Annotated in this window: 29 protein-coding genes; 11 read left to right on the forward strand and 18 right to left on the reverse strand. The window is 43.5% G+C overall.

The features are described from left to right. The first annotated feature begins 9 nt into the window (after positions 1–9). From CI957_RS08245 to truD, 8 genes are all read left to right on the forward strand, one after another. Positions 10–789 (forward strand): DUF434 domain-containing protein, encoded by a 780-nt coding sequence (locus tag CI957_RS08245; protein ID WP_241646020.1) that lies wholly within the window; start codon positions 10–12, stop codon positions 787–789. 114 nt (positions 790–903) lie between these two features. After that, positions 904–1,161 (forward strand): DUF2769 domain-containing protein, encoded by a 258-nt coding sequence (locus CI957_RS08250; RefSeq protein ID WP_096712463.1) that lies wholly within the window; start codon positions 904–906, stop codon positions 1,159–1,161. Beyond that, on the forward strand, positions 1,151–1,504 hold the full coding sequence (locus CI957_RS08255) for a rubredoxin (RefSeq protein WP_241646021.1): 354 nt from the start codon (positions 1,151–1,153) through the stop codon (positions 1,502–1,504). Before CI957_RS08250 ends, CI957_RS08255 begins: the two co-directional genes overlap by 11 nt. Beyond that, positions 1,458–1,883 (forward strand): glutamate synthase-related protein, encoded by a 426-nt coding sequence (locus tag CI957_RS08260; RefSeq protein ID WP_096712464.1) that lies wholly within the window; start codon positions 1,458–1,460, stop codon positions 1,881–1,883. Before CI957_RS08255 ends, CI957_RS08260 begins: the two co-directional genes overlap by 47 nt. A gap of 81 nt (positions 1,884–1,964) precedes the next feature. Continuing rightward, on the forward strand, positions 1,965–2,870 hold the full coding sequence (gene mptN / locus CI957_RS08265) for a tetrahydromethanopterin:alpha-L-glutamate ligase (protein WP_096712465.1): 906 nt from the start codon (positions 1,965–1,967) through the stop codon (positions 2,868–2,870). Between the two features lie 26 nt (positions 2,871–2,896). Next, positions 2,897–3,244 carry a peptidyl-tRNA hydrolase Pth2 gene (gene pth2 / locus CI957_RS08270; RefSeq protein WP_072360357.1) on the forward strand — a complete coding sequence of 116 codons (348 nt, stop codon included), beginning with the start codon at positions 2,897–2,899 and terminating at the stop codon, positions 3,242–3,244. An 11-nt stretch (positions 3,245–3,255) separates the two neighbouring features. Beyond that, on the forward strand, positions 3,256–4,398 hold the full coding sequence (locus CI957_RS08275; RefSeq protein ID WP_096712466.1) for a transglutaminase family protein: 1,143 nt from the start codon (positions 3,256–3,258) through the stop codon (positions 4,396–4,398). 9 nt (positions 4,399–4,407) lie between these two features. Then, entirely contained in the window at positions 4,408–5,724 is a 1,317-nt protein-coding gene (gene truD, locus CI957_RS08280) for a tRNA pseudouridine(13) synthase TruD (RefSeq protein ID WP_128754638.1), read from the forward strand. Here the strand turns inward: truD and pyrG are convergent, their stop codons facing one another. From pyrG to CI957_RS08295, 3 genes are read right to left on the reverse strand one after another with little or no spacing between them, the layout of a single operon-like run. Beyond that, entirely contained in the window at positions 5,725–7,311 is a 1,587-nt protein-coding gene (gene pyrG / locus CI957_RS08285) for a glutamine hydrolyzing CTP synthase (RefSeq protein ID WP_096712468.1), read from the reverse strand. It abuts the gene before it with no gap. A 13-nt stretch (positions 7,312–7,324) separates the two neighbouring features. Beyond that, entirely contained in the window at positions 7,325–7,981 is a 657-nt protein-coding gene (locus tag CI957_RS08290) for a hypothetical protein (RefSeq protein ID WP_096712469.1), read from the reverse strand. A gap of 15 nt (positions 7,982–7,996) precedes the next feature. Continuing rightward, complete coding sequence (locus CI957_RS08295) at positions 7,997–8,179, reverse strand: methytransferase partner Trm112 (RefSeq protein WP_096712470.1); 183 nt, start codon at positions 8,177–8,179, stop codon at positions 7,997–7,999. A gap of 103 nt (positions 8,180–8,282) precedes the next feature. Here CI957_RS08295 and CI957_RS08300 point away from each other — a divergent pair, with 103 nt between their 5' ends. Then, the gene (locus CI957_RS08300) at positions 8,283–9,221 is read left to right on the forward strand and encodes a nucleoside recognition protein (protein WP_096712471.1); all 939 of its coding nucleotides are present in this window, start codon (positions 8,283–8,285) and stop codon (positions 9,219–9,221) included. Between the two features lie 30 nt (positions 9,222–9,251). Here CI957_RS08300 and CI957_RS08305 read toward each other — a convergent pair whose 3' ends face one another. The 15 genes from CI957_RS08305 to CI957_RS08375 form a co-directional block, all read right to left on the reverse strand. After that, positions 9,252–9,614, reverse strand: a complete 363-nt coding sequence (locus CI957_RS08305; protein ID WP_096712472.1) for a F420H2 dehydrogenase subunit FpoO — start codon at positions 9,612–9,614, stop codon at positions 9,252–9,254. A 1-nt stretch (position 9,615) separates the two neighbouring features. Further along, positions 9,616–11,067 (reverse strand): F(420)H(2) dehydrogenase subunit N, encoded by a 1,452-nt coding sequence (gene fpoN / locus CI957_RS08310; RefSeq protein WP_096712473.1) that lies wholly within the window; start codon positions 11,065–11,067, stop codon positions 9,616–9,618. 2 nt (positions 11,068–11,069) lie between these two features. Then, positions 11,070–12,557 (reverse strand): F(420)H(2) dehydrogenase subunit M, encoded by a 1,488-nt coding sequence (gene fpoM, locus CI957_RS08315; RefSeq protein ID WP_096712474.1) that lies wholly within the window; start codon positions 12,555–12,557, stop codon positions 11,070–11,072. Beyond that, positions 12,557–14,569, reverse strand: a complete 2,013-nt coding sequence (fpoL, locus tag CI957_RS08320; RefSeq protein WP_096712475.1) for a F420H2 dehydrogenase subunit FpoL — start codon at positions 14,567–14,569, stop codon at positions 12,557–12,559. The genes fpoM and fpoL overlap by 1 nt, the downstream gene beginning before the upstream one ends. Before the next feature lie 4 nt (positions 14,570–14,573). Beyond that, positions 14,574–14,876, reverse strand: coding sequence for a F420H2 dehydrogenase subunit FpoK (fpoK, locus tag CI957_RS08325; protein ID WP_096712476.1), 303 nt, complete (start codon positions 14,874–14,876; stop codon positions 14,574–14,576). Further along, positions 14,873–15,226 (reverse strand): F420H2 dehydrogenase subunit FpoJ, encoded by a 354-nt coding sequence (fpoJ, locus tag CI957_RS11100; protein WP_096712494.1) that lies wholly within the window; start codon positions 15,224–15,226, stop codon positions 14,873–14,875. The genes fpoK and fpoJ overlap by 4 nt, the downstream gene beginning before the upstream one ends. Next, positions 15,216–15,488, reverse strand: coding sequence for an NADH-quinone oxidoreductase subunit J (locus CI957_RS11105; protein ID WP_096712477.1), 273 nt, complete (start codon positions 15,486–15,488; stop codon positions 15,216–15,218). The genes fpoJ and CI957_RS11105 overlap by 11 nt, the downstream gene beginning before the upstream one ends. Then, positions 15,485–15,898 (reverse strand): F420H2 dehydrogenase subunit FpoI, encoded by a 414-nt coding sequence (fpoI, locus tag CI957_RS08340; protein WP_096712495.1) that lies wholly within the window; start codon positions 15,896–15,898, stop codon positions 15,485–15,487. Before fpoI ends, CI957_RS11105 begins: the two co-directional genes overlap by 4 nt. A 4-nt stretch (positions 15,899–15,902) precedes the next feature. Further along, positions 15,903–16,931 (reverse strand): F420H2 dehydrogenase subunit FpoH, encoded by a 1,029-nt coding sequence (gene fpoH / locus CI957_RS08345; RefSeq protein WP_096712478.1) that lies wholly within the window; start codon positions 16,929–16,931, stop codon positions 15,903–15,905. 4 nt (positions 16,932–16,935) lie between these two features. Beyond that, the gene (gene fpoD / locus CI957_RS08350; protein ID WP_096712496.1) at positions 16,936–18,060 is read right to left on the reverse strand and encodes a F420H2 dehydrogenase subunit FpoD; all 1,125 of its coding nucleotides are present in this window, start codon (positions 18,058–18,060) and stop codon (positions 16,936–16,938) included. Positions 18,061–18,069: 9 nt separating this feature from the next. Beyond that, positions 18,070–18,546: a F420H2 dehydrogenase subunit FpoC gene (fpoC, locus tag CI957_RS08355; protein WP_096712497.1), complete on the reverse strand. Its 477-nt coding sequence runs from the start codon at positions 18,544–18,546 to the stop codon at positions 18,070–18,072. Positions 18,547–18,550: 4 nt separating this feature from the next. After that, positions 18,551–19,123 (reverse strand): F(420)H(2) dehydrogenase subunit B, encoded by a 573-nt coding sequence (fpoB, locus tag CI957_RS08360; protein WP_096712479.1) that lies wholly within the window; start codon positions 19,121–19,123, stop codon positions 18,551–18,553. Then, a complete protein-coding gene (gene fpoA, locus CI957_RS08365; protein WP_096712480.1) occupies positions 19,108–19,506 on the reverse strand; it encodes a F420H2 dehydrogenase subunit FpoA in 399 nt (132 codons plus the stop codon). The genes fpoB and fpoA overlap by 16 nt, the downstream gene beginning before the upstream one ends. 241 nt (positions 19,507–19,747) lie before the next feature. After that, positions 19,748–20,254, reverse strand: a complete 507-nt coding sequence (locus tag CI957_RS08370; RefSeq protein ID WP_096712481.1) for a hypothetical protein — start codon at positions 20,252–20,254, stop codon at positions 19,748–19,750. Between the two features lie 11 nt (positions 20,255–20,265). After that, a complete protein-coding gene (locus CI957_RS08375; RefSeq protein WP_164909076.1) occupies positions 20,266–20,685 on the reverse strand; it encodes a DUF22 domain-containing protein in 420 nt (139 codons plus the stop codon). A gap of 678 nt (positions 20,686–21,363) precedes the next feature. Between CI957_RS08375 and CI957_RS08380 the strand changes: the two genes are divergently transcribed. Further along, a complete protein-coding gene (locus CI957_RS08380) occupies positions 21,364–21,525 on the forward strand; it encodes a 4Fe-4S binding protein (RefSeq protein WP_096712483.1) in 162 nt (53 codons plus the stop codon). Continuing rightward, a complete protein-coding gene (locus tag CI957_RS08385) occupies positions 21,522–22,799 on the forward strand; it encodes an NAD(P)/FAD-dependent oxidoreductase (RefSeq protein WP_096712484.1) in 1,278 nt (425 codons plus the stop codon). The genes CI957_RS08380 and CI957_RS08385 overlap by 4 nt, the downstream gene beginning before the upstream one ends. The last annotated feature ends 385 nt before the right edge of the window (positions 22,800–23,184 follow it).

Below are 23,184 nucleotides of genomic sequence, written 5' to 3' on the forward strand. Positions count from 1 at the left end.
GTTGCCGACATGTATAAAACTTATCGGAAGAGATTGTCAGATATGACATCTGCCGCAGGTAGCACATCAGTCGAAAGACTCAAAAATAAACTAAGGGAACCTGCAGCCGACATAAGGTACCTTCTCTACCGGGGATACAGGAGAAAAGGTGCAATCAGGTTTGTCAGTAACCATTACCGTCTGGCAGAAGAAGAAAGGCACATTCTCACAAGGCTTATATTTGACCCGGAGACCGCAGCCAGACGCAGTAATAAAAGGCTTGCGTGCTCCCGGCTAAAAGGGTGTGATATATTCATAGACGGGTACAATGTACTGATAACCATGGAAAGCGTGCTTCATAACGAGACAGTATGGTTTGCAGACGATGGATTCCTGCGTGACACCCGGGGAATTTTCAAGAACCACACCAATACAGCTACAACCTACCAGGCTGTTGATGAGATGCTGACCACACTCTCGGTACTGGCAATAAATTCTGCAACAATCCTCCTTGACAGCCAGATGAGCAACAGCGGTAAACTTGCACAATTTATCCGTAAGAGAGCAGCTAAATGCCCTTTCAAAACAGCCGTCACCACATCAAAAAATGTGGATTTCGATCTCAAGCAGGTTGGATACCGGGGGGTTATAGCAACCGCTGACAGCGTAATAGTAGATGCTGTGGAGAGGGCGGCCGACCTAACCGCCTGCTGGATGGAACAGAACGGTATTGTGGGAGAGAATATAGGTAATGGAGAAAAACATACGTCAATCACAGATATTGATCGGATGAACAGAATCTGCCAATGAAATTGATTATTGTCCCCCCCCATTCTGCATAAACATTCAAAGACAACAGTTAGATAAATAAGAGACATGGATCATACATTCAATGAATATAAAATATAACAGGCAGTGAAATGAATGGCAGAAGAAATGAGTCCTGAGGAAATGGAACAAAAGAAAGAAATGGTAATGTCCATGTGCATATGCCCTAGCTGTCCCTCTTGGGTCGAATGTGGGGAAAAGGGAGGATATTGTTTCCCAACAATCGGAAAGAGTGACTGTATTAACGAAGAGAGTGGCTGTATCTGTGGAGGCTGTCCGGTAACAGAGGAAATGGGACTTACTAACGGCTATTACTGTACCAGGGGATCCGAGAAGGAACAGCTTGGGAAGTAATCCTTTCATAATATCTTTTTTTGAACATACATATTCCGTGCAGTACATCAGGGAAATATACTGTGATACAATGTCCAAATACCGATGTGAGATCTGTAATGTTTTTGAGTATGACGACGATAGAGGAAAGCCACTTACAGATATCAGGCCGGATACGAAACCGGAAGATTTCCCTGATGACTGGGAATGTCCTATCTGTAAAGCGAATAAGACCCACTTAAAACCCGTAAAAGAGGAGAAGGCTGAGACCCGGAGCAACTGCGGCTGCAAAGAAGTTTGTAAAAGAGGCAACCTCGATGCCTACACTGTTTGCCCTGCACAGGGCCAGGAAATTTCTGGATGACAGGAACATAAAGGATATCTCACTGGTTATCACAGGGGGCCTAAGGGTTTCCTCTGATTTTGCAAAGGCCCTTGCAATGGGAGCCGATGCCATAGCAATAGGCACTGCAGCCCTGATGGCATGTGCATGCCAGCAATACCGTTTGTGTGACACCGGCCAGTGTCCTGTAGGTGTCACCACCCAGGATCCGGAACTTCGAAAGAGGTTGAAGATCGAATATTCCGCCAAAAAACTGGAGCATTTCCTGAGAGTTTCAACGGAGGAAATGAAGGATTTTGCCCGGCTGACTGGCAACGATGATGTCCATAAATTAAGCACAGAGGACCTGTGCACCACAAACACGGAAATTTCAGGAAATACTGATATAGAGCATGTCTGATTAAAGACATGTCATTTTTACTAATTTTTCTACTTAATGGACAAAAACATAATTATCCGATCAGGATTACATTAAATCCAGATGAAAAACATAGGAATACTCATAACCGATCCTGAAGACTGGACCACAAAATCCCTAATCGAAACCGCATCTCACAACAACATTAATCCTATTCCGATAAACCTTGCAGATGCAGAAGTGACTATCGGGACAAACATAACCTACCACGCAGGGGACATAAACCTGCAGGACCTTGATGCCATCATTGTGAGGGATGCCGGCGGAGGAAATGGGGAAGGAATCATTTTCAGATTTGATATTTTACGCCAGTTGGAAAACTTTGGGATACCTGTTATCAACTCACCGGCATCAATCCAGAATGCTGCAAACAAATATCATGCTACATATCTTCTGGCAGAAGCAAATATACCGGTACCTCCCACAAAAGGTGTCCAGGATATAGAAAGTGCCATGAATGCCCTGGAATCATTCGAAGACGCCATCATCAAACCAGTATTCGGGTATAAAGGCAAGGGAATATACAGGATAAAGAACGCACAGCTAATCAATCCTGATGGAAATTTGGATGATACACCGGCAAGGGAATTTGTGAGCAGGATGATGAATGAAAGAAAAATGTTATACATCCAGAAATATATAGCAAATCCCGGCAGGGATATACGTGCCTTTGTTGTTGGTGATGAAGTAATCGGGGCCATTTACAGGAAAGCAGAAGGGGGATGGTTATACAATCTCAGCCAGGGTGGAAATACTGAGAAATGTATGCTGGGAAAAGAACAGGAAGAACTTTGCGTCCGTGCATGTGAAAAAATGGGGGCTGAATATGCAGGAGTCGACCTGATAGAGGGAAAAGACGGTAATATGGTGCTGGAAGTCAATGCAACTCCTTCCGGGGCAGGTATTTATAGAACATGGGGGATAAATCCGGCAGAGAAGATAATAGACCACCTTATGGAAAGACTTTGAACCGATTTCCTGAAGAGGATATTAAAATGTTTACCTGCAAACAATGTATTGTGATCCGACAGGACCTGAAATTATCAAAGGGCAAACTTGCAGTACAGGTGGCCCATGCTGCAGTATCAGCATCCGAGAAGGCAGATTCCAGAATATATTCAAAATGGAAAGCTGAAGGACAGAAAAAAGTAGTACTTAAAGTGCCTGCCGAAAGGGACCTTTATGAGTTAAGGGAAATAGCCCGGGCACAGAACCTTCCCACCGCCCTGATACAGGATGCCGGTCTGACCGAGATAAAACCGGGTACTGTCACTGCTCTTGGCATCGGACCCGCAACAAATGAAGACATAGAACGTATTACCGGTTCCCTGAAATTGCTTTAAAGGATGGTACAATGGGGAAAAAAGGGTTCATGTTACTGGTAGCCCTGATTGGCATACTGGCCTATATCGGCGCTCAAAATCCGGAAATTCTGCAGGAAAGTTTTTTCGTCTCCGATGACAGGAGTATGGAAACTGCCTATGAACTCGATACACAAACCCTGACATCCCCAAATGTACACATTCTTGATCCAGAATATGATGATAAACCCAGCCAAAGCAATATACTGTCCCCCGGATACAGCATATCAAGTGCTTACAGTTATGGAGAACCTTTCCGGGAAAATACCGGTATGCTCACAATGACCATCACAAATAAGGGAAATAATGAAATTTACGTATATGGATACGGCATCCGGCAGGCAAGTGGAAGTGGCATATACGATTTTGATAGCGGATACCTGATCGCCCCGGAAGAAGAAAAAGAGCTGGGATATGCCTGTTTTGACGTACCCGACAAATCGACAATAAAACCAGAGCCTTTTGTAAAGATAATGGCAACTTCCGAATCCGGGAAATGGCACGATTACGGAATACAGTATTTTGACGCAATTGAAATCAAAACCCGGGCTGCTGCTACAGAAGTAAGTCCACAATATACGTACAACCCGGCCTATCTTTTCGATAAGATAAACTCTCTTGTCAATTCATCCGACCCACAGGTCAGAAGCAAAGCTGCAAAAGCAGCAAAAGAGTACCCCGGCAAATACAATATTTACCAGGTATGTGCCCTTTATGATAATTTGATAGAAGATGTGGATTATATCAGCGACCCCCGTGGATCGGATTACTGGGTCGGGCCGGGTGAGACTCTGGAAATCGGGGCAGGAGACTGTGATGATTACGCTATTACAATGGCTTCCCTGGTAGAAGCTATCGGGGGCACATCCCGGATATACCTGACCGAAACACATGCCTATGCAGCAGTTTACATCGGAATGGAGGAAGACATCGATCGTATCTCAGAGGCCATAGAGCAATACTATGGATGCGTACCCGTATATTACGCAACCGACAAATACGGTTGCTGGTTACTTCTTGACCCCTCGGCAGGCATGTATGCAGGGAGCCTGCCGGTGGAAACCGCTCCCACAGAAAATGGCTGGACATACACCAGGCAGACAAATGTAACAGTAATAGATATTGCCGCAAGATGAGGATTATCCATGCAAGTGCCTGATATAGAGAAACAAACCGGTATCGACCTTTATGTAACGGAAACAGAAGGTATCGGTGGAAAGTTAAAACAAACTAGTGAAGATTTTGTTGTTGAGGAAATCACGGGTAGGGATGAAGGCAATGAAGGAAAATACCTGATCCTCGAACTTACGAAAAAAAACTGGGAAACCCACCACCTGATAAGAGACATGTCCCGAATTCTGGGAATAAGTTCCAAAAGGTTTGGTTTTGCCGGTACCAAGGATAAAAGGGCACTTACCACCCAGCGTATAAGTATATACAACCTTGAAGCAGAAGACGTTGAAAGGATAAAACTCAGGGATGTAAATCTGAAAGTTCTGGGTCGTTCCAACAAAGATGTGGGTTTGGGAGACCTCGTGGGAAATAAATTCAAAATAATTATCCGGGATGTCGACCTGCCACAGGAGGAACTTGATAACAGACTCCTGAATATCACTTCCATAATAAATAAGCTTGATGGAGTACCCAACTTTTTCGGGATTCAGAGATTTGGCTCCCGTCGTCCCATCACCCACCTTGTGGGAGAATCGATAGTCAAGGGAGATATTGAGAAAGCTGCAATCGATTATATTGGTTTAAGTTTTCCAGATGAGCACGAGAAAACAAGGCTTGTACGCGACCGTTTCTATAAGGAGCGCAACTATATCGAAAGCCTGAAAGAATATCCGGTTCAGTTGCGCTATGAAAGGGCAATGATGCACTATCTTGTGAATAATCCGGATGACTTTGCCGGAGCATTCGGAGAATTGAGTTCCAATATGCGGAATATGTTTGTCCATGCTTACCAATCATATATCTACAATCGGATCATCTGCAGGCGAATCCGGGAAAAACTTCCCCTCAATGAAGCGGTTGAAGGTGATATTGTGTGCTTCAAGAATAAACAGGGATTGCCAGATACCTCCCGGCTTGAAACTGTAACATCCTCCAAGGTAAAAGGAATCAATAACCTGATTCGCAGGAGCAGAGCTTTTGTGACGGCCCCGCTGGTCGGCACATCCACCGAATTTACGGACAGCTCCCCGGGCAATATAGAAAAAGAAATACTCCAGGAGACAGGTGTTGAACAGAAAGATTTCCATATTCCCGAAATTCCCCGTATCACTTCAAAGGGCAGGCGCAGGGAAATCTTATTGAATTTCAAACCGGCTTACACAATTGCCGATGACGAATTAAATGCAGGGAAGAAAAAAGTTACACTGGAATTCTGCCTGCCCAAGGGGAGTTATGCGACAACAGTCATCAGGGAATACATGAAAGCAGAACCCGCAGATATGAGTTAATTATTTTTTCTTATACATTGCTTCCACAAAGGCCCTGAAGGGAGGAGAGGGCCTGCCGGGTCTTGAGCGAAATTCGGGATGGAACTGGGAAGCAAAAAAGAAACTATGTGAAGGTATTTCAGCTATTTCCATACGATTGCGATTCTTGCCTGAAAATACCATTCCCTTTTCTTCCAATCTATCTACAAAATTGGGATTTACCTCATACCGGTGACGATGGCGCTCGACTATGGTATCGGTTCCATATATTTTTTCTGCCAGTGAACCTTTTTTAAGAATGGCTTCATAATCCCCGAGTCTCATTGTGGCACCCATATTTACTATATTTTCCTGTTCCGGCAAAAGGTCAATTACCGGATAAGGGGTGTTTTCATCGAATTCGGAACTGTTGGCATTTTCCATATCCGCTACATTACGTGCAAACTCAATTACACACAATTGCATACCAAGACATAGTCCCAGGAAAGGGATATCATTGTCCCGGGCAAACTTTACTGCCTGGATCTTACCTTCTACACCACGTTCTCCGAAACCCCCTGGAACAAGCACACCATCATACATCTGAAGCTTATTGATTGCCGCGGGGTCTTCATCAAAGGATTCCGAGCTTACCCAGTCGGTCCTTACCTTGCATCCAACTTCTATTGCTGCGTGTTTCAGGGATTCCCTTATGCTTAGATAGGAATCCTCAAGATTGGTATATTTTCCAACAATTGCAAGCCTGACTTCCCCGGTCGCAGCATTCATTCTTTTGACTATATCTTCCCAGGAATGATCTTGCTGTTTGGTGATAAGATCGAGTCTTTGCATCATATACCCTGTAAGTCCCTGTTCTTCCAGCAGGAGGGGGACATCATAAATATCATTTGAATCATGAGCACTTACTACAGCTTCCTTTGGAACATCACAGAAGAGGGATACTTTAGCACGGGTACTTTCATGCAGAGGATTTTTACACCGTGCGACAATCACATCCGGGGATAGACCAAGCTGGCGCAGATCTTTGACCGAGTGTTGCGTGGGTTTTGTTTTCTGATCTCCCTGGGCATCAATGGGAACCAGTGTTACATGAAGGAAAATAATGTCCTCCTCGGATTCCTCTCTGTGCATCTGCCTGACTGCTTCAAGGAACGGCATACTTTCAATGTCACCCACCGTCCCACCGACTTCAATCAGACAGATATCAGCACCACTTTTGGCTGCAACCCTGCGGATACGGGCCTTTATTTCATTGGTAATATGAGGAATGATCTGCACGGTCTTACCAAGATATTCGCCCCTTCTTTCTTTTTCAATAACAGACTGGTATATCTTACCTGTAGTCAGGTTATGATCCCATGTCAGTTCAGTGTCAAGATACCGTTCGTAGTTGCCCAGATCAAGATCTACTTCACCACCGTCTTTCAGCACATAAACTTCACCGTGCTGGAAAGGACTCATGGTACCTGCATCAATATTGATATAGGGATCTATCTTGATGGCGGTTACCTTTTGTCCCTTGTTTTTCAGGTTCCGTCCTACAGAAGCAGCAGTAATCCCCTTACCGAGACCACTCATAACACCGCCTGTGATTATAATATATTTCATTCTAAGTACCTCGTTATTTCCTGAAAACAGGTAGTTTGGTTAACATATAAACAAATAATAAAGTCAGAAGAATAGCAATTGTCAGGGATGTATAAAAACTGGTTGAAAAACCAGCAGGATTCAGGTTAACAGATGATATTACATAATAGGCACCAAAAAGGAAACCAATTAAAAAAAACAGAAGGATGACTAGTTTCATATCATTCGGAGTGATGGATTTCTTAAGGAACTGGCCAAAATCCATGCTCCATTTAGTCTTTGATGCAGAAGAAGGAGGGGAAGGATTATGGACAGATTCAATTTTAGGTTCTTCCTCTACAGGGATTCGTATATTGTCCTTCTGCCCTATGTTTATACCAAATGATTCTGTTTTGGAGCCATATCCCATGGTAACAAAAATTGTGCCACTACTGAATACCCTGCCTTCATGTGGAATCCTGACAACAACGGGTACATATTCTTCATGGGTCACATAAGGATTGTCATCAAGGAAAGTTACATAACCATCCAGATTTTCTGAAATGGAAAAATTGACATGAGTAGGCGAACCATAGTTAATAATCACAATCTCAAAACTCTGTTCTCCACCGGGAGAGAGGGAGACCTCAACAGAAGGAATATCAAATTCAATGGAATTTACACCAAGTCTGTTGATATGTATCTGTTGCAACGGGGATTCACCTGTTTAGTCTCTCATTTCAGGAGGAAGCATATTGGGAATGCCTTCCTCGATGGGATAATATTCGTCACATGCAGCACAATAGAGGGTACCACTAATAACCTCTTCCCCTTCATCACTGCTTATATTTAGAACTAGCTCCCCCTTGCACAGGGGACAGGCAAGGATGTTTATCATTTCTTTTTTCATGACATTCACATCTCCAGATATTATTGCTAATAATATCAAACTAATGGTATTAATAAAAAGGGGATAAATAGATTAATTTACAGGGATTGTCAACTAAAATGATATGATCGACCTGCTACTCCGGGTTCTTGATTTTGCATTCCCCATACTTATAATGATCTTTATCGGATTATGGGGTGCCGGACTCCTTGTAGAATTGGGGCTGATGAAAAAATTATCCCGCCTCACAAGACCTCTGCTCAAGCACACCAATCTGCCCGAGTCCTGCGGAAGTGCTTTTTTAGTTGCTATCGGATCAACGGTTGCTGCAAATAGCATGGTAGTCCAGGCAAAGGATAAGGGGTGTATTAATGACAGGGAAGCAATACTATGTGCCCTCCTCAACAGTACACCTGCTTATGTAAGGGGAATTATAACGTATCAGATTCCCATAATATTACCTGCACTGGGACCTGTAGTCGGTGGATTCTATGTGATGGTATTCATTATATCAGCCATTGTGAAGTTTTCAGTTGTTATTATACTGAGCAAATTTTGGATAAAAGAACAAAAAAGCTGTACACTGGATGACGGACATAACGGGAATAGACCTCCACTCAAGGAAGCAATGAAAGCAAGTTTCAAAAAAGAAAAGAAACTTTTCTTCAAGATTGCCACAATATATCTGGGTATGACCACCCTTGTTTTTGCACTGAGGGAGCAAGGCTTCTTTGAGATATTCAGTGTGCTACCCCTGGCAGACCTTTTTGGGATTCCTTCAGAAAGCATCATTCCCCTGACAACTTACATTGCCAGCCCTATATTGGGAGTGTCATTGCTTGGCCCCATGATCGGTGAAGGAAGTATATCCTACCTGCAGGCTATGATCATCATAATGCTTGGAAGTATGTTCATGCTGCCGATATTCAGTATAAGGACTCTGTTGCCAAGATATATTTCTATTTTCGGTCCTAAACTGGGCGTGAAAATAGTAACAATATCAACCGGAATGAGTATACTGATACGATTTACGATACTGGTGATATTACTCAGTATAATTTAAAAAAAAGTAAAAAGAGGGGAGAATCTCCTTTTAGTGGTGTTCTCCAAAACACTCATCTTTCCTGTCATAGGCCTCATTACAGCTTTCAAGACAGCGCCTGCAGAGATGTCTTGTCTCTTCATCGTATACATTCTTGAAAGAGGGAACAAAAACATCTATGTCATAGAGCTGGCATGTGGTTCCGCATAGGTCACATTTCTCGAATTTATTGCCGGGAACGCAGTTGCCTTCCTCATCACTTTTTTCGTCAAATGTACCTTTTGCAGAATCAAGACATTTTTCGCAAAGACCTTTCCAGATTCCTTCGGGATAAGAGTGTTCAAACCGGGGTTCAAACACTCTTACCGGACAAACGGTGGGTATTGACACACCACATAGATCACAATCTGCCATATTAAATACCTCCGACAAGTACACTGGCTGCCTGCATTGCAATTTCAACGAATGGCTCTGGCCATAAACCAATAGCCATTACACCCACAAGGGATATCAGAAGAGCTGCTACATAAGGAACTGGCTCAGATACTTTTTCACCTTCATGGGGCATTGCATACATGTATCTTACAAGCCTTGCATAATAATACAGGGAAAGCGCACTGTTTAAGATTGCGATTACCGCAAGCCATACCATTCCTGACTGAATGGTCGAGGAGAACAGGATGAACTTGCTCATGTATCCTGCTGTTGGCGGAATTCCTGCAAGTGCAAATACAAATACTGTAAGACACAGTGCAGTTATTGGCATTTTCTTACCCAATCCCTTGAAATTATCAATGTGATCCGGGATTTCCGTATCCCTCTTTTCCTTTATAACCATGTAGACTACAACGGCAGTAGCTATGAAAGCACCGGCTTTCATGAAACCGTGAGCCAGGGTATAAAGTATACCTCCGGTCAGTGCCATCGGGGTCAGGACAACAAATGCCATAGAAATGTAGCCTGCCTGTGCAATAGAGGAGTATGCGAGCATACGTTTCACACTTTTCTGGGACAGGGCCACGACATTACCATAGGTCATGGTAATTACTGCCAGTATCGCAAAAGCCATCCTCCAGTCCGCCTGCATTGCCAGAAGGGCTACTATGAATACCTTGAATGCAGCAACAAATGCCATCTTCTTGGAACCTGCGGCCAGAAGGGCCGATACTACAGAAGGCGAACCCTGGTAGGTATCCGGAGCCCACATGTGGAATGGTACAAGAGCAATCTTGAAACCAAAACCTGCTATCAGGAGTACTATTGCAAGTAAGCCGATTGCGTTGGAGGCCAATACATCCATATTCTGGGCGATACCCGGAATGGATGTGGTACCGGTTGCACCGTAAACAAAGGATATTCCCATAAGCAACAGGGCCGCTGAGAGAGCACCCATAAGCAGGTATTTCATTGCTGCTTCGACAGACCGGGGGTTCTTCTTCTCAAATCCGGCAAGGGCATAGGTTGCTATACTTGCCAGTTCAAAGGCCACAAAAAGAACCATGAGGTCATTGGCAGATGCCACAAACATCATACCGAAAGTGGCAAACAACACAAGGGCATAGAAGATTTCCGTGTCTTTATTGTCTTCAGTATACTTGATAGATGCAATGGACACAATAAGAGCAACCACCAAAAACACCAGTTTAAAGAACTGGGAAAGGGGGTCCACACTCAGGGTATCGGAAAACATCAATGCAGAGGCACTGAAGTTGCCGATCACCATTGCAAGGGCTGCCAGACAGCCTGCTGTTGCGATATAGCCAAGTACGTTTTTGGATGAAGAACCCATGAAAATACCAATCATGAGTACGATCAATCCGGTCAATGCAACTATAATCTCAGGTGCAAGTAACATCAAATCTACCATTCTTACACCCCCATTGCAGCCATAAGGCTGACTATTTCATTCGAACCTGTAATCATCATATCCAGCACCGGACTTGGGTTCAATCCGAAGTACAGTACCAGCAGGGCTATAACTGCCATGGAGAAGGTCTGTACGTTGGACAGGTCAAAGACCTTTCCGATCTTTCCATTATAGACGCCAAACATAGTTCTTTGCATTGCCCAGAGATGGTAACCAGCAGTTATGACTACACCAAACAGTGCAAGTATTACAAATGTTGGCACATTCATGTAACTGAAAGTGAAAACCATGAATTCGGCGATGAAACCGGTCAAACCTGGCAAACCCAGGGATGCCATGAAAGCCAGCATCATTATAACCGCCAGCTTAGGCATTTTTGTAGCAAGGCCTCCCAGGTCATTGATGATCCTGGTACCGGTAGATGCCTGAATTACTCCTACGGACATGAACATTATACTCATGATCAAACCGTGGGAGAATTGCTGGAACATCGCTCCTGAAATGGACAATGTAACAAGTCCTGCAGCTCCCAGGGTAACAAAACCCATGTGACTTACACTGGAATAAGCAACCATTCTCTTGAGATCCTTCTGGGACAGTGCCAGGAATGCACCATACACAATACTTACAGAACCAAGCAATCCCAGGATTGTAATCATCATATCCGGGGATCCTGTAGCAGGAAGCATTGGCAGGATAACACGGAAGATTCCGTACCCTGCAATCTTGAGCAGGATGAACAGTACACTGCCAGCAGTCGGTGCCTCTGCATAAGCATCAGGCAGCCAGGAATGGAATGGTACTATTGGAAGTTTCACCAGGAAACCGAAGAGAAGTGCAAGGAATATTGCATCTCTGGCAATACCTGACCCAATCATCGGGAACTGGCTCATGAGATGGGCAATGCCCATATTTGCCACACCTGTCTGGTCCCAGGCAGCAAAGTAAAGTCCGAAGATACCCAGCAGCATCACCAGGGAAGCCACATGGGTGTAAATAAAGAATTTGATTGAAGCATGCCTCTTATTCGGACCGCCCCATATGTTCACCATGAAGAACAGCGGGATCAGTGTAAGTTCCCAGAATACATAGAAGAGGAAGAAATCCAGGGAAATGAATACACCGATAACTGCTCCCTGCATTGCCAGGATCAAGCCATAGAACCTGTTGGGAGTTGATCTGACATCATCCCAGGTGAACAGTATTAGCAATGGAATTACTATTGCATTGAGCAATATAAGGGGCATTGAGACACCATCGACACCAAGATGGTAATTTATACCAAGACTTGGAATCCAGCTTGCCAATTCCTCAAACTGCATCGCAGCCGATGAACTGTCGAAGCTGAAATACATGTAAAGGGTCAGTATCAGGGTGATAAGTGTACCCATAAGGGCCACCACACGAGCTTGCTCCCTTGTTTTCGTAAGGAACGCAAATGCTGAGAACAATAGCGGAATCAGCACAATGAGGGATAATACCGGCAACATTAGAAGACCTCCATGACTAGCTTGATCAATATTACCAGGAGACTTACTCCCGTAATGACAGCCACCGAGTAGTGCTGTATAACTCCTGTCTGTACCTTCCTGAAGGAATCCCCTGCCTCTATTATCAGGTAACTGATTACGTTGACGATACCATCAATAAACCTGTCTATGTGATAGCCTGCCATAGCAAGACCTTCATAGACAAACTTGACAGCAAAGAGCTGGGTGAATATCTCATTCTGATAGTAGCGGTTGTAGAGGAGTTTGTACACAGAGTTGTCTTTTGAAACAAACCTGCTCATGTCTATTGCTTTCTGGTAGTAGATCACAAAAGCGATCAACAGACCGATGACTGCAACGATAACAGGCATCCACAGGATGAGCAGTGGTTCTTGGCCTGCATGATGGACAAGTTCATAGTTACCCACCTCTGCCAGAGCAGGGATATCCATGTTAACAAAGTTGTTCACAAAGGTACTGTTTACAAACTTGTTGAACGGCTCAACAACGATAGCTCCGAATACCAGGGCAAGTATACCCAGTATGGAAAGTGGAACTGTCATTGATGCAGGAGATTCATGCCCACCGTAATTGGTCCTGGGCTTTCCGGCAAATGTCATGAACAGCAGTCTGAATATATAGAGTGAAGTAAGCAGTGCTGCCACGATAGCGAAGATGTATGGGAACCAGTTTCCTGCATGTTCCCCGAAGAGATATGCATTTTCAATTATCGGATCTTTACTGAAGAAACCTGTACTTCCTATAGAGGTTCCGGGTATACCGAAGCCTGCAAGAGCAAGAGATGCAGCTACCATTGTTGCAGCTGTTATCGGCATGACCTTTGCAACGCCACCGAGTTCCCTCATATCATGAGTTCCCACAGCATGGATCACACTTCCGGCACACAGGAAAAGCAGTGCCTTGAAGAATGCATGGCTGACAAGATGGAAGATTGAAACACCGACTGCTTCTGCACCGATGACTGCTCCCATACCCAATCCCAGCATCATGTAACCAAGCTGGCTGATAGTGGAATAGGCAAGTACCCGTTTCAAATCGTTCATCACAATTCCCATTGTTGCGGCAAACAGTGCAGTGAAAGCACCCACGTATGCCACTATTATAAGGGATTGTGGTGCAGCGATGAACATCGGGAAGGTTCTTGCAACCAGATAGACACCGGCTGTAACCATTGTTGCAGCATGGATAAGAGCCGAAACTGTTGTTGGGCCTTCCATTGCATCAGGCAGCCACACATGTAGCGGGAACTGACCGGATTTACCAACGGCACCTCCGAAGAACAGAAGGGTGATTATCGTAAGGTGGCTAACCTCAAATCCCAGGATAGTTGCATTCATGGCAGCTATTTCAGGGATGAATGAAAAAATCTCATCGAACCGGAGGAGATAGACACCTTCGGGAATAATGCCGTTTACCAGTTTGAAAAGATCGGCAAACAGGACAATAATACCTGCAAGGAACATGACATCTCCAATCCGCGTGGTGAGGAAAGCCTTCTTTGCCGCTGAAGCAGCGCTGGGCTTCTGGTACCAGAAACCGATCAGCAGATAAGAACACAGACCCACAAGTTCCCAGCTTATGAATAACTGGAGAATATTGTCGGACAAAATCAAACTCAGCATGGACGCAGTGAAAAGGGAGGTCTCTGCAAAGTACCTTGGTTTGGCCGGGTCATGTGACATGTAGCCTACTGAATATATGTGAATAAGCAGACTTACAAAGGTCACCATTGTGAGCATTACCGCTGCAAGCGGATCTATCAGGATACCCAGATTAAAAATTGCAAACCAGTGATAGGACTGGCTAATTACCTGATCCGGGTTCTGCAGCAAACCGATTGTGATCAATAGAGAAATCAAAAAGGATGCTGCTATTGCGAATATCGGGATTAATCCCCCGCCATATGGGGTTTTCTTACCTACAAAGAAGGTAATTACAAAGGCGAGTGCGGGTAAAAGTGGTATTAAAAACGCTAAATTTTCATAAGCCATATCATTACCACCTCAACAAGTTAAGCTCGTCAAGATTGATTGAATCACGCATCCTGTAAACGGACATCATGATTGCGAAACCTATTGCAGCCTCACAAGCTGCCAGTGCTATCGAGAAGAGAGCAAATACCTGGCCGCTCATATCGTCATTGTAACTGGAAAAAGCTACAAGATTTATGTTTGCTGCATTTAGCATAAGTTCCACACACATCAGGATACGAATACCGTTTTTCTGTGAAATGAAACCATAGAGACCTATGGAAAAAATTATTGCAGAAAGTGCAAGGTACCAATTAAGGGGAATCATTGGTTATCCTCTCCTTTTGCCATGTAAATAGCACCCACAAGTGAAGACAGCAGTACAATTGAAAGAACTTCGAATGGCACTACAAACTCAGTGAATATCAGGGTACCTATGGCTTTAATATTACTCTGGTCTGCCATGTTCTGGGGCAGCTGGTCAACTGTTGTCCAGGACGTCCCGTAAAGGGATACGAGAACCACCGCAAGGAACAAACCTACAATTGCCGCCCTTGCAAATGCCCTTCCAATTACTTCCAGTGGAGGGATTTCGATATGTGCAAGACGGATAAGGAACCTGCGGGGACTAAACTGGTGTACAAAAGAATCCCAGACACCTACTTTATCAGTTGCCATTATCATCACTTCCCATTGTATTCTTTGTAAGCATCACGGCAAAGAGAATCAGTACACCGATTGCACCCACATAGACCAGGACCTGTACGACACCCACAAACTGGGCATTCAGCGTGATAAACAGGCCTGCCATAGTAAACATCGAAAAGACTAGTGAAAGTGCAGCCTTGACGATATCCTTGACCAGTACCGTTGCCAGGGAAAAGAATATGACAACAATCGCCAGTATGAAAAAGACCAAAGCTTCTCCTATTCCAATCATTGTTCAGCCTCCGGTGCGTCAATAGGTTCTTCCCTTGCCAGTTTGTCCGGTGTAAAGAGAAGATCCTCATGTTTCCACGTGACTATACCATCTGTATAAATTTTTGAACTTGAGAGGGCATCTTGTGGACACTGGTCAATACACAGACCACAAAACATGCAGTGCCCGACATCTATTTCGGGGAACCACCGGGTCTTGGTACTATCTTTACGTACCCTGGCCCTCACAATCTTGATTGCGCAGTTGGGACAGGTATTTGCACATATTCCACACCCGATGCATTTACTTTTATCAAGTTTTTGCAGCCCTCTGAATCTTTCAGGCAATTGTGTGCGTATTTCAGGGTATAAGCGGGTAACACGAGGTCTTCGCATGTACCTAAAAGCACTAATAATATTTTTCAGAACCATCAAATCACACTCCCAGATACAAACCTAATGCAATTGCCCATCCAAGGTTTAACAGGGAGAAGGGCAGGAGTTTTTTCCAGCTGAGATCTACAACCTGATCAATTCTGTACCTCGGAACAGCCCAACGCATCATTATTATGAATGCCATGACAAGTGTTGCCTTGGTTACGAGGACCACTGTGGGAAGGATTACTCCAAGCACAGTATTATCTGTTACAAATCCCGGAACGTTCCATCCACCCAGGAAAAGCAGGGCAATGAGAAATGAACCGAGAATCAAATGGAAATATTCCGCAAAGAATCCCAGACCGAACCTCATACTGCTGTATTCAGTAAACACACCGGCCTGAAGTTCTTCCTCACCTTCGTTCTGGTCGAAGGGAAGGCGACCCATATCAATCATCATAGCAATGAAAAATACTATGAAACCTATTGGTTGCAGAAATGCATACCAGATACGATCCTGAGCATGTACGATTCCGACCACATCAAGGGTACCGGACATTATTGCTACACTTACGATAGTGAGACCCAGAGGGATCTCATAACCAACCATTTGTGCAAAGTTACGGAAGGTACCCATCATTGCATATTTATTATTCTGACCGTATCCAAGTACAAAGGTACCTATGATAGCAATCGCTGAAACGGCCTCGATGTAAAGGATGCTAATGTCCATTTGGGTCGCTGCGAGTACATATTCGGTGCCATTTACATAAACAGCACCAACAGGTATCGCAACAAGCATCAGGAAAACAGACAGCAATATAACAATAGGCGCACTTATGTAGAGTATCCTGTCAACTTTGGCTGGAATGATTTCCTCTTTTGTAAACAGCTTGATAGCATCTGCAACCAGCTGGAATATACCCCTCGGACCGACCCTGTTAGGACCATGTCTTTCCTGTATATCAGCAGACAATTTACGTTCAACCCAGATGGCGAACATACCGAATCCAAACAAGGCACCTATCAGCACAAGGCCCACAATTCCCTTTAACCATGGATAAATATTTGCTGGAACTTCTAACATATTTTCACCTATCCGCCTCACTTACACATGGGTCAAGGCTTCCTACGATCGCTACAACGTCTGCAAGTTGAGAATCTTTTATAAGAGGTGGCATTGCCTGCATTGTAGGGAACACAGGTCCCCTGATCTTCACACGATAGGGCTTATCAGATCCATCGGACACCATATACATTCCCATTTCTCCTCTGGGATCTTCAACCCTGTGGAAAACCTCTCCTTCCGGAACCCTCATCACGGGAGCCCGACGGTCATAGGGGAGATTCTCCGGGAACAACGGTCCAGAAGGCATCTGGTCCAGTGCCTGTTCGATGATATACATACTCTCATAGATTTCAGCAACACGCACCCAGATACGGGCATAAACATCTCCCGCGGTTTCGGTACATACCTTGAAATCCAGATCATCATAAACAAGATAGGGTTCATCCTTCCTTATATCGAAATCAACACCAGTTGCCCTCAGAGGTGGTCCGGTAACTCCCATTTCCTTGGCTGTATCCGGTGTAAGGACACCGACACCCACAGTACGTTCCCTGTAGATCGTATCGGACTTCATTAACTCACCCCACTCTTCAAGGCCTCTTCTAAGCAGTGCAAATGCCTCCTTGCATTTTGCCTCAAACCCTTCAGGGAGATCGTCGCGTACTCCGCCAAATCGGAGATAAGAATGTGTAATACGGGCACCGGTGGTCATTTCAAGGAGATCGAGAATTTTTTCCCTGACAGTCATGGGGTAGAAAAACATTGTCATAAAACCAATAAATTCAGTATATTCCCCATAACCGAGCAGATGGCTCTGTATTCTGGACAGTTCTTCAACTATAACCCTGATATACTGAGACCTTTCAGTTGGTTCGATTCCTGCAAGTTTTTCCACACAGCCTACAAAAGCTTCCTCATTGGTAAGAGCCGCAAGATAACAGGCCCTGTCCACCACAGGTATTCCCTGTAGATATGTCTTGCTTTCTAGTATTTTTTCTATGCCCTTGTGGATGAAACCCATTTCCACATCAGAATCCTGCACAGTTTCTCCTTTCAATTTTACATTTAGCCTGAAAGGTCCGGGTTGTGCAATATGATGAGGTCCCATATGGATAAGCATCTCATCAGGGCCAATATTGGTATCCATAATTATCACTCACACCAGGTTTTTAGCAGTCTTTTGGGGAAAATCTTCGTAATCTTTACGCAGAGGCCAGTCACCCAGCAATTCATCCGGCAGGACTAGATTTCTCAAATTCGGATGATTTCTGTACTGTACACCGAATAGTTCGTAGGCTTCCCTTTCATACCAGTTGGCATCCCAGTAAACAGAAGTAATGGATTCAATCTCCGGATTGTTACGTGGAAGTCTTGCTTTCAGTTTCAGTACCAAAGGCTGGCCGAAGGAACTCAGGTGATATACTACTTCAATTTCATCTTTCAGGATCAAATCCACAGCTGTTTCCGAAGAAAGATGGTCAAACTGAAGTTCATCCTTCAGGTATCTGCATATTTCCACAATACTTCCGGCTTCTGCATAAGCAGAAATACGTTTTTCTGATTCAATTTGTGAATCAGAGATTGTATCAGGGAACTTTGCATTCAGTGAATCAATAATCTTCTCCGCTTCCATAGTATCAACCTTCATAGCCAGAACCCCGGTCCTTTTTGGTTTCAATCTTTTTCTGGATCTCAACAAAACCCTGGATTATTGCTTCGGGTCTTGGAGGGCATCCGGGAACAAAAACATCTATCGGGAAGATCTCATCTATATTCTGAACTGTGCTGTAGGATTCATAGAAGGGACCCCCGCTTATGGAACAGTCGCCCACACAAAAAACCCATTTAGGGGAAGGCATTTGATCCCACAATCTCTTAAGAGCGGGGAAATATTTTCTGGTAACATACCCACTGATTATCATAACGTCAGCCTGTCTGGGAGAATTACGGGGAATAATACCAAAGCGATCGGTATCCATCGGAGCCACACCGGCAACGATAAGTTCCACACCACAGCATCCCATTGGCTGGGACATAAACCAGAGAGAATTCTTGCGTCCCCAGTTAAGAATATCCTGAATTTTGGTCTTTTTAAGGAATTCGTTGATTTCCCGGGATGTTGTAGTTATAACTCCAGGAATGGATTCCTCTTGAGCCTGCTCTTTAGGAGCCGGCTGTTCATAGGATTGGGAAGTTAATTCTTCAGCCATCTAAGTGCCCCCTTCTTCCATAAGAATGCATAACCGAACAGGAGAACAAAAATAAATATAAGCATTTCAACTACCGCTACCGTCGTATCCACTCCTGTATTACCTCTGTATATCATAGCCCACGGGTAAAGGAAGAGGACTTCGATATCAAACAATACGAATGCGATCGCATAGAGGTAATACTCCACACTGAATTGAATACGTGCAGGGCCGGTAGGAATCGAACCTGACTCGTAGGTGGAATATCTCTCAGCACCTGTACTTCTCGGACTGAGCAATTTAGCGATCAACATCGTCATTGGAGGCATCAGTAGTGAGACGACAAGAAACACCGCAACCGGGATGTAACTATATACGATATTACTATCGACAATTCCTGACATATAACTCACCTGATTATGAATATCAAATAAATGTGAACCAATTGACTTTATGTAACATCATTGCATTTGTATAATAAATGGTCCACTGGATTTTATTTTGAATCTTCTAATGAATCATCACATAAAAACATATTGGATTTATCACGCTTTATAATCAAAATTGAAATTTAAAAAAAGGCATTACACAAGACGCGAGAAATACAAATATGGTTGGACTTAAAAAAAGTTGGAAATGTATACATCAAAGAGTTTTTGGAGCGAAGTATTTCTTAATCAGCTCACCGCATTCCGAACAGGAAATAATGATCCAATCCCCTACTTCCTCTTTTGAATACCTGTCAAAGATAGAAGCTCCACAAGAAGGGCATACATAATATTTCTTAAAATAATAATGATAAAACGCCGGGTTGTCTTCCAGCCATTTTACAACAGCCTGCATTCTTTCAAAATATCGCTGCTTTGAAGGGACTTCCACATATTTAATTGCATCCGAAGCTTTTTCGGAAATATGTCTTTCATATTTTTTCGAACGGGATGTGATTTTCTTGTAATCAGAAATGTATTTTGATGTACTGTTTAAATAACTAAAATACGTTTCATGTGACTGGGGCTTGGAGCAATTGCAAATTGTGCGGAGGAAAAATTCCCCCATCACATCTTCCATAACATCAGCACAGGTAGTGCAGATATTGTAATTACCATACTGTTTATAATCCTGAACCTCACCACAAATCAAACAGGTTTCCATCCCAATACCCCTCAATCAACTTCAGTAGGAGTCATTGCTTCCCTGGTAAACATTATCGGGAAAACATTCAATACACCAAGCAGGTCGCCATCCCTGATTTTCCCATTTATCTGACCGAAGACATATGCATATCTGACGGTACGCTCTTTATCCACCGGAGATGCCCCCTCAGTAGAAGCAATCTTGAGAACAGAAGCAACCGCATGATATGTGAAAGCGCATGGCATTGCAAGAGTATCGGGGTCAAGAGTGATTTCCCTTACAGGAATCTTTTTGTATTCCCCTGCCCTGATCTCCAGATCGTTATCTGCAATCACCATTTCCCACCTTGCACGAGTTGCGATAGTAAATTCATAGGGCGCTGCCTTTACTTTTTTAGAAACAATTTCCCCTTTTTTTCGGGATACTACCTGTATTATCTCTGCAGACATCCAATCACCATTAAAGCACATATGAACAAGGAGATATATAATTACCAACATTGATAATTAACAATATTCTATCCCACCTATCCCACCTTTAAAGGGCACTGTTACAGTTAAGAAATAAAGAGGGATTCATCCCCTATTTAAAGGGGATGAAAATGGAACAGAATGCATAATTAGATTTAATACCGGTAGACCTTAAATCTTTCGTGCAAAGGAAGAGAAGAGACCTAAAAGCCATAGCATTATCCATACTTGTGTACCAGCAGGGAATTAAGTTTGAGAAAAACCTCAGAACTATTATCATATTTTGGTGAATCGATAAGTTACACGGCAATACATTACCGGGTACAGAAATTCAGCTTGTGCGTGCAGCCTTATGCTGGTAAATTACCAGATACCATAGTAGTTGAAAGTGCAGCTTGGAAGCCAGTACTGGTTCAGAGGAACTTGTTCAGCATATCAATAATTGGATCAATATGTTTATTGCTTATCATAATTACAACAGAAATCATCAATATCTAAATTCATATACGCCGTATCAATGGGAAAGATGCTTTAACTGTGACAATGCCCCCTTTAAAGTAACGAAAACTAAATATTAGTAAATTGTGTATTCATCTCAATTCCAATCCATATCGGGGTTCAAAACATAGCACACCTACCAGAATAGCGGAGAATCATATGCGAGTAAATGAAAAATGTGTTGGGTGCGGACAATGTACCGCTTTCTGCAAACAGGACGCCATTGTGGTTAAAGGAAATGCGTATATTACAGATAAATGTACCAACTGTGGCATATGTGCATTTTACTGCCCCCTTAAGGCTATCGAGGCTGAAAAATGAAAATCAATGTAATCGGAGCAGGGCTCGGAGGTCTTTTAAGCGCGGCTTCACTCGCAATCGAAGGACATGAAATCGAGGTGTTTGAAAGGTTACCCATTACAGGTGGCCGGTTTACGAACATTGAATATCACGGTTTTAGCCTCTCCACAGGAGCATTGCACATGATACCTCACGGTTCTACAGGCCCTCTGGGCAACCTGCTCAAAAAAATAGGTGCAGATGTGGAAATCGTACCCTGTGAACCAATGGCCATGATCCGTATACCTGCAAATGGTTCAAATAATTACAAATCCGGATTTAAAGATATATCTTTCAATCAATTTGGCTCACAATTCTCCATGTGGAACAGACTCAAACTTGCAATTCTTCTTGTTACCACCAGAAGGTGGCCTCCTAAAAATATTTCTTTTGAAAACTGGATTCGTAAATATCTGAATGAAGATAGCGCACACAAAACCGCTAACTCATTCTGCGGTTGGGCACTGAGCCTGACAAACAGAGATGTACCTGCAGAGGAAGCTTTTGAAATATTTGAGAATCTCTACCGCTATGGAGGAACAGGCATCCCAATGGGTGGGTGTAAAGGAGTTACAGATGCTCTTGTAGAAATAATTCGTTCAAATGGTGGAAAAATTCATACAAATACCGAAGTGAGTCGGATAATTGTGGAAAACAATACAGCCCGGGGAGTAATAGCAGATGGAAATAAACATTACTCCGATGTTGTAATAAGCAATATTGGACACCCATTTACAAGAGATCTTTATGACTCATACACCATTAATAATGCTTATGAAGAAAAAATAGACAATGTCAAATCTTCTGCAGGAATTAAGACATGTCTGGCCGCAGATGAGCCATTGATCGGCCACAACGGTATTCTCCTGACACCTTACTGCCGCCGGGTCAATGGAATCAATGAAGTGACCAACACAGATCCCAACCTTGCCCCCCCAGGAAAACATCTGGTAATGGCACACCAAAGTGTCCGGCAGGAAAAAATCGATAAACTTGAAGAAGAGATCGAAATTGGCCTGCAGGATCTCAAAGAAGTATTCCCCAATAAAAAATATGAAGTGATCCTCACCCAGTCATATTATGACGGCTGGCCCGTAAACCGGGCATCCTCCGGCTCAGATATAGGTAATACCACACCCATCAATAGCCTTTACGTAGTTGGGGACGGGGCAAAGGGAAAAGGAGGCATCGAAGTAGAAGGTGTTGCCCTGGGTGTTATGAACACACTGGATATCATAAAGCAACAACATCGGTGACCGGTGTTCCTTAAATGCCTCTACAACTTTTATAGCAGGAGTCTCCTTTTCGTAAGGTGGAAGAGGAATGCGTCTAATATTCATACAAAACGTTTTATAACATACTTTAGAACATACTATTGTATGTTTCTCACTAAAACAATTATCTTGAAAATAGCAAATCCTGATGATGATTTAGAGGAAACTATGCAGAAATATTCAGATGGAATGAATTATGTTTCTGAAATTCGTTTTTGACAAAGGTAAACCGATTCCAGCAATGAAATTACAGCAGGAAGTTTACCCATATCTTCGTGAAACATTAAAATTAAAATCCCAGATGAGTTGTAATATCCCAAGACAGGTTGCTGGATGTTACAAAACATTGCATAAACAGAAAAAGGCA

Origin of the sequence: Methanohalophilus sp. WG1-DM (genome assembly GCF_004104135.1) — an archaeon.
Taxonomy (GTDB): Archaea; Halobacteriota; Methanosarcinia; order Methanosarcinales; family Methanosarcinaceae; genus Methanohalophilus; species Methanohalophilus euhalobius.

Excerpts from the sequence above, each read along its gene's own strand:
- fpoB (WP_096712479.1), bottom strand. The coding sequence starts at position 19,123 with ATGGCTGAAGAATTAACTTCCCAATCCTATGAACAGCCGGCTCCTAAA.
- CI957_RS08295 (WP_096712470.1), bottom strand. The coding sequence starts at position 8,179 with ATGAAAAAAGAAATGATAAACATCCTTGCCTGTCCCCTGTGCAAGGGG.
- fpoH (WP_096712478.1), bottom strand. The coding sequence starts at position 16,931 with ATGTTAGAAGTTCCAGCAAATATTTATCCATGGTTAAAGGGAATTGTG.
- CI957_RS11105 (WP_096712477.1), bottom strand. The coding sequence starts at position 15,488 with ATGATTGGAATAGGAGAAGCTTTGGTCTTTTTCATACTGGCGATTGTT.
- mptN (WP_096712465.1), top strand. The coding sequence starts at position 1,965 with ATGAAAAACATAGGAATACTCATAACCGATCCTGAAGACTGGACCACA.
- fpoN (WP_096712473.1), bottom strand. The coding sequence starts at position 11,067 with ATGGTAGATTTGATGTTACTTGCACCTGAGATTATAGTTGCATTGACC.
- CI957_RS08300 (WP_096712471.1), top strand. The coding sequence starts at position 8,283 with ATGATCGACCTGCTACTCCGGGTTCTTGATTTTGCATTCCCCATACTT.
- pth2 (WP_072360357.1), top strand. The coding sequence starts at position 2,897 with ATGTTTACCTGCAAACAATGTATTGTGATCCGACAGGACCTGAAATTA.
- fpoM (WP_096712474.1), bottom strand. The coding sequence starts at position 12,557 with ATGTTGCCGGTATTATCCCTCATTGTGCTGATTCCGCTATTGTTCTCA.
- CI957_RS08375 (WP_164909076.1), bottom strand. The coding sequence starts at position 20,685 with ATGTCTGCAGAGATAATACAGGTAGTATCCCGAAAAAAAGGGGAAATT.
- fpoD (WP_096712496.1), bottom strand. The coding sequence starts at position 18,060 with ATGGATACCAATATTGGCCCTGATGAGATGCTTATCCATATGGGACCT.
- fpoI (WP_096712495.1), bottom strand. The coding sequence starts at position 15,898 with ATGGTTCTGAAAAATATTATTAGTGCTTTTAGGTACATGCGAAGACCT.
- truD (WP_128754638.1), top strand. The coding sequence starts at position 4,408 with ATGCAAGTGCCTGATATAGAGAAACAAACCGGTATCGACCTTTATGTA.
- CI957_RS08370 (WP_096712481.1), bottom strand. The coding sequence starts at position 20,254 with ATGGAAACCTGTTTGATTTGTGGTGAGGTTCAGGATTATAAACAGTAT.
- fpoL (WP_096712475.1), bottom strand. The coding sequence starts at position 14,569 with ATGGCTTATGAAAATTTAGCGTTTTTAATACCACTTTTACCCGCACTC.
- CI957_RS08275 (WP_096712466.1), top strand. The coding sequence starts at position 3,256 with ATGGGGAAAAAAGGGTTCATGTTACTGGTAGCCCTGATTGGCATACTG.
- fpoK (WP_096712476.1), bottom strand. The coding sequence starts at position 14,876 with ATGATTCCCCTTAATTGGTACCTTGCACTTTCTGCAATAATTTTTTCC.
- CI957_RS08260 (WP_096712464.1), top strand. The coding sequence starts at position 1,458 with ATGCCTACACTGTTTGCCCTGCACAGGGCCAGGAAATTTCTGGATGAC.
- fpoC (WP_096712497.1), bottom strand. The coding sequence starts at position 18,546 with ATGGAAGCGGAGAAGATTATTGATTCACTGAATGCAAAGTTCCCTGAT.
- CI957_RS08250 (WP_096712463.1), top strand. The coding sequence starts at position 904 with ATGGCAGAAGAAATGAGTCCTGAGGAAATGGAACAAAAGAAAGAAATG.
- CI957_RS08380 (WP_096712483.1), top strand. The coding sequence starts at position 21,364 with ATGCGAGTAAATGAAAAATGTGTTGGGTGCGGACAATGTACCGCTTTC.
- fpoJ (WP_096712494.1), bottom strand. The coding sequence starts at position 15,226 with ATGGCAACTGATAAAGTAGGTGTCTGGGATTCTTTTGTACACCAGTTT.
- pyrG (WP_096712468.1), bottom strand. The coding sequence starts at position 7,311 with ATGAAATATATTATAATCACAGGCGGTGTTATGAGTGGTCTCGGTAAG.
- CI957_RS08385 (WP_096712484.1), top strand. The coding sequence starts at position 21,522 with ATGAAAATCAATGTAATCGGAGCAGGGCTCGGAGGTCTTTTAAGCGCG.
- fpoA (WP_096712480.1), bottom strand. The coding sequence starts at position 19,506 with ATGTCAGGAATTGTCGATAGTAATATCGTATATAGTTACATCCCGGTT.
- CI957_RS08305 (WP_096712472.1), bottom strand. The coding sequence starts at position 9,614 with ATGGCAGATTGTGATCTATGTGGTGTGTCAATACCCACCGTTTGTCCG.
- CI957_RS08245 (WP_241646020.1), top strand. The coding sequence starts at position 10 with ATGTATAAAACTTATCGGAAGAGATTGTCAGATATGACATCTGCCGCA.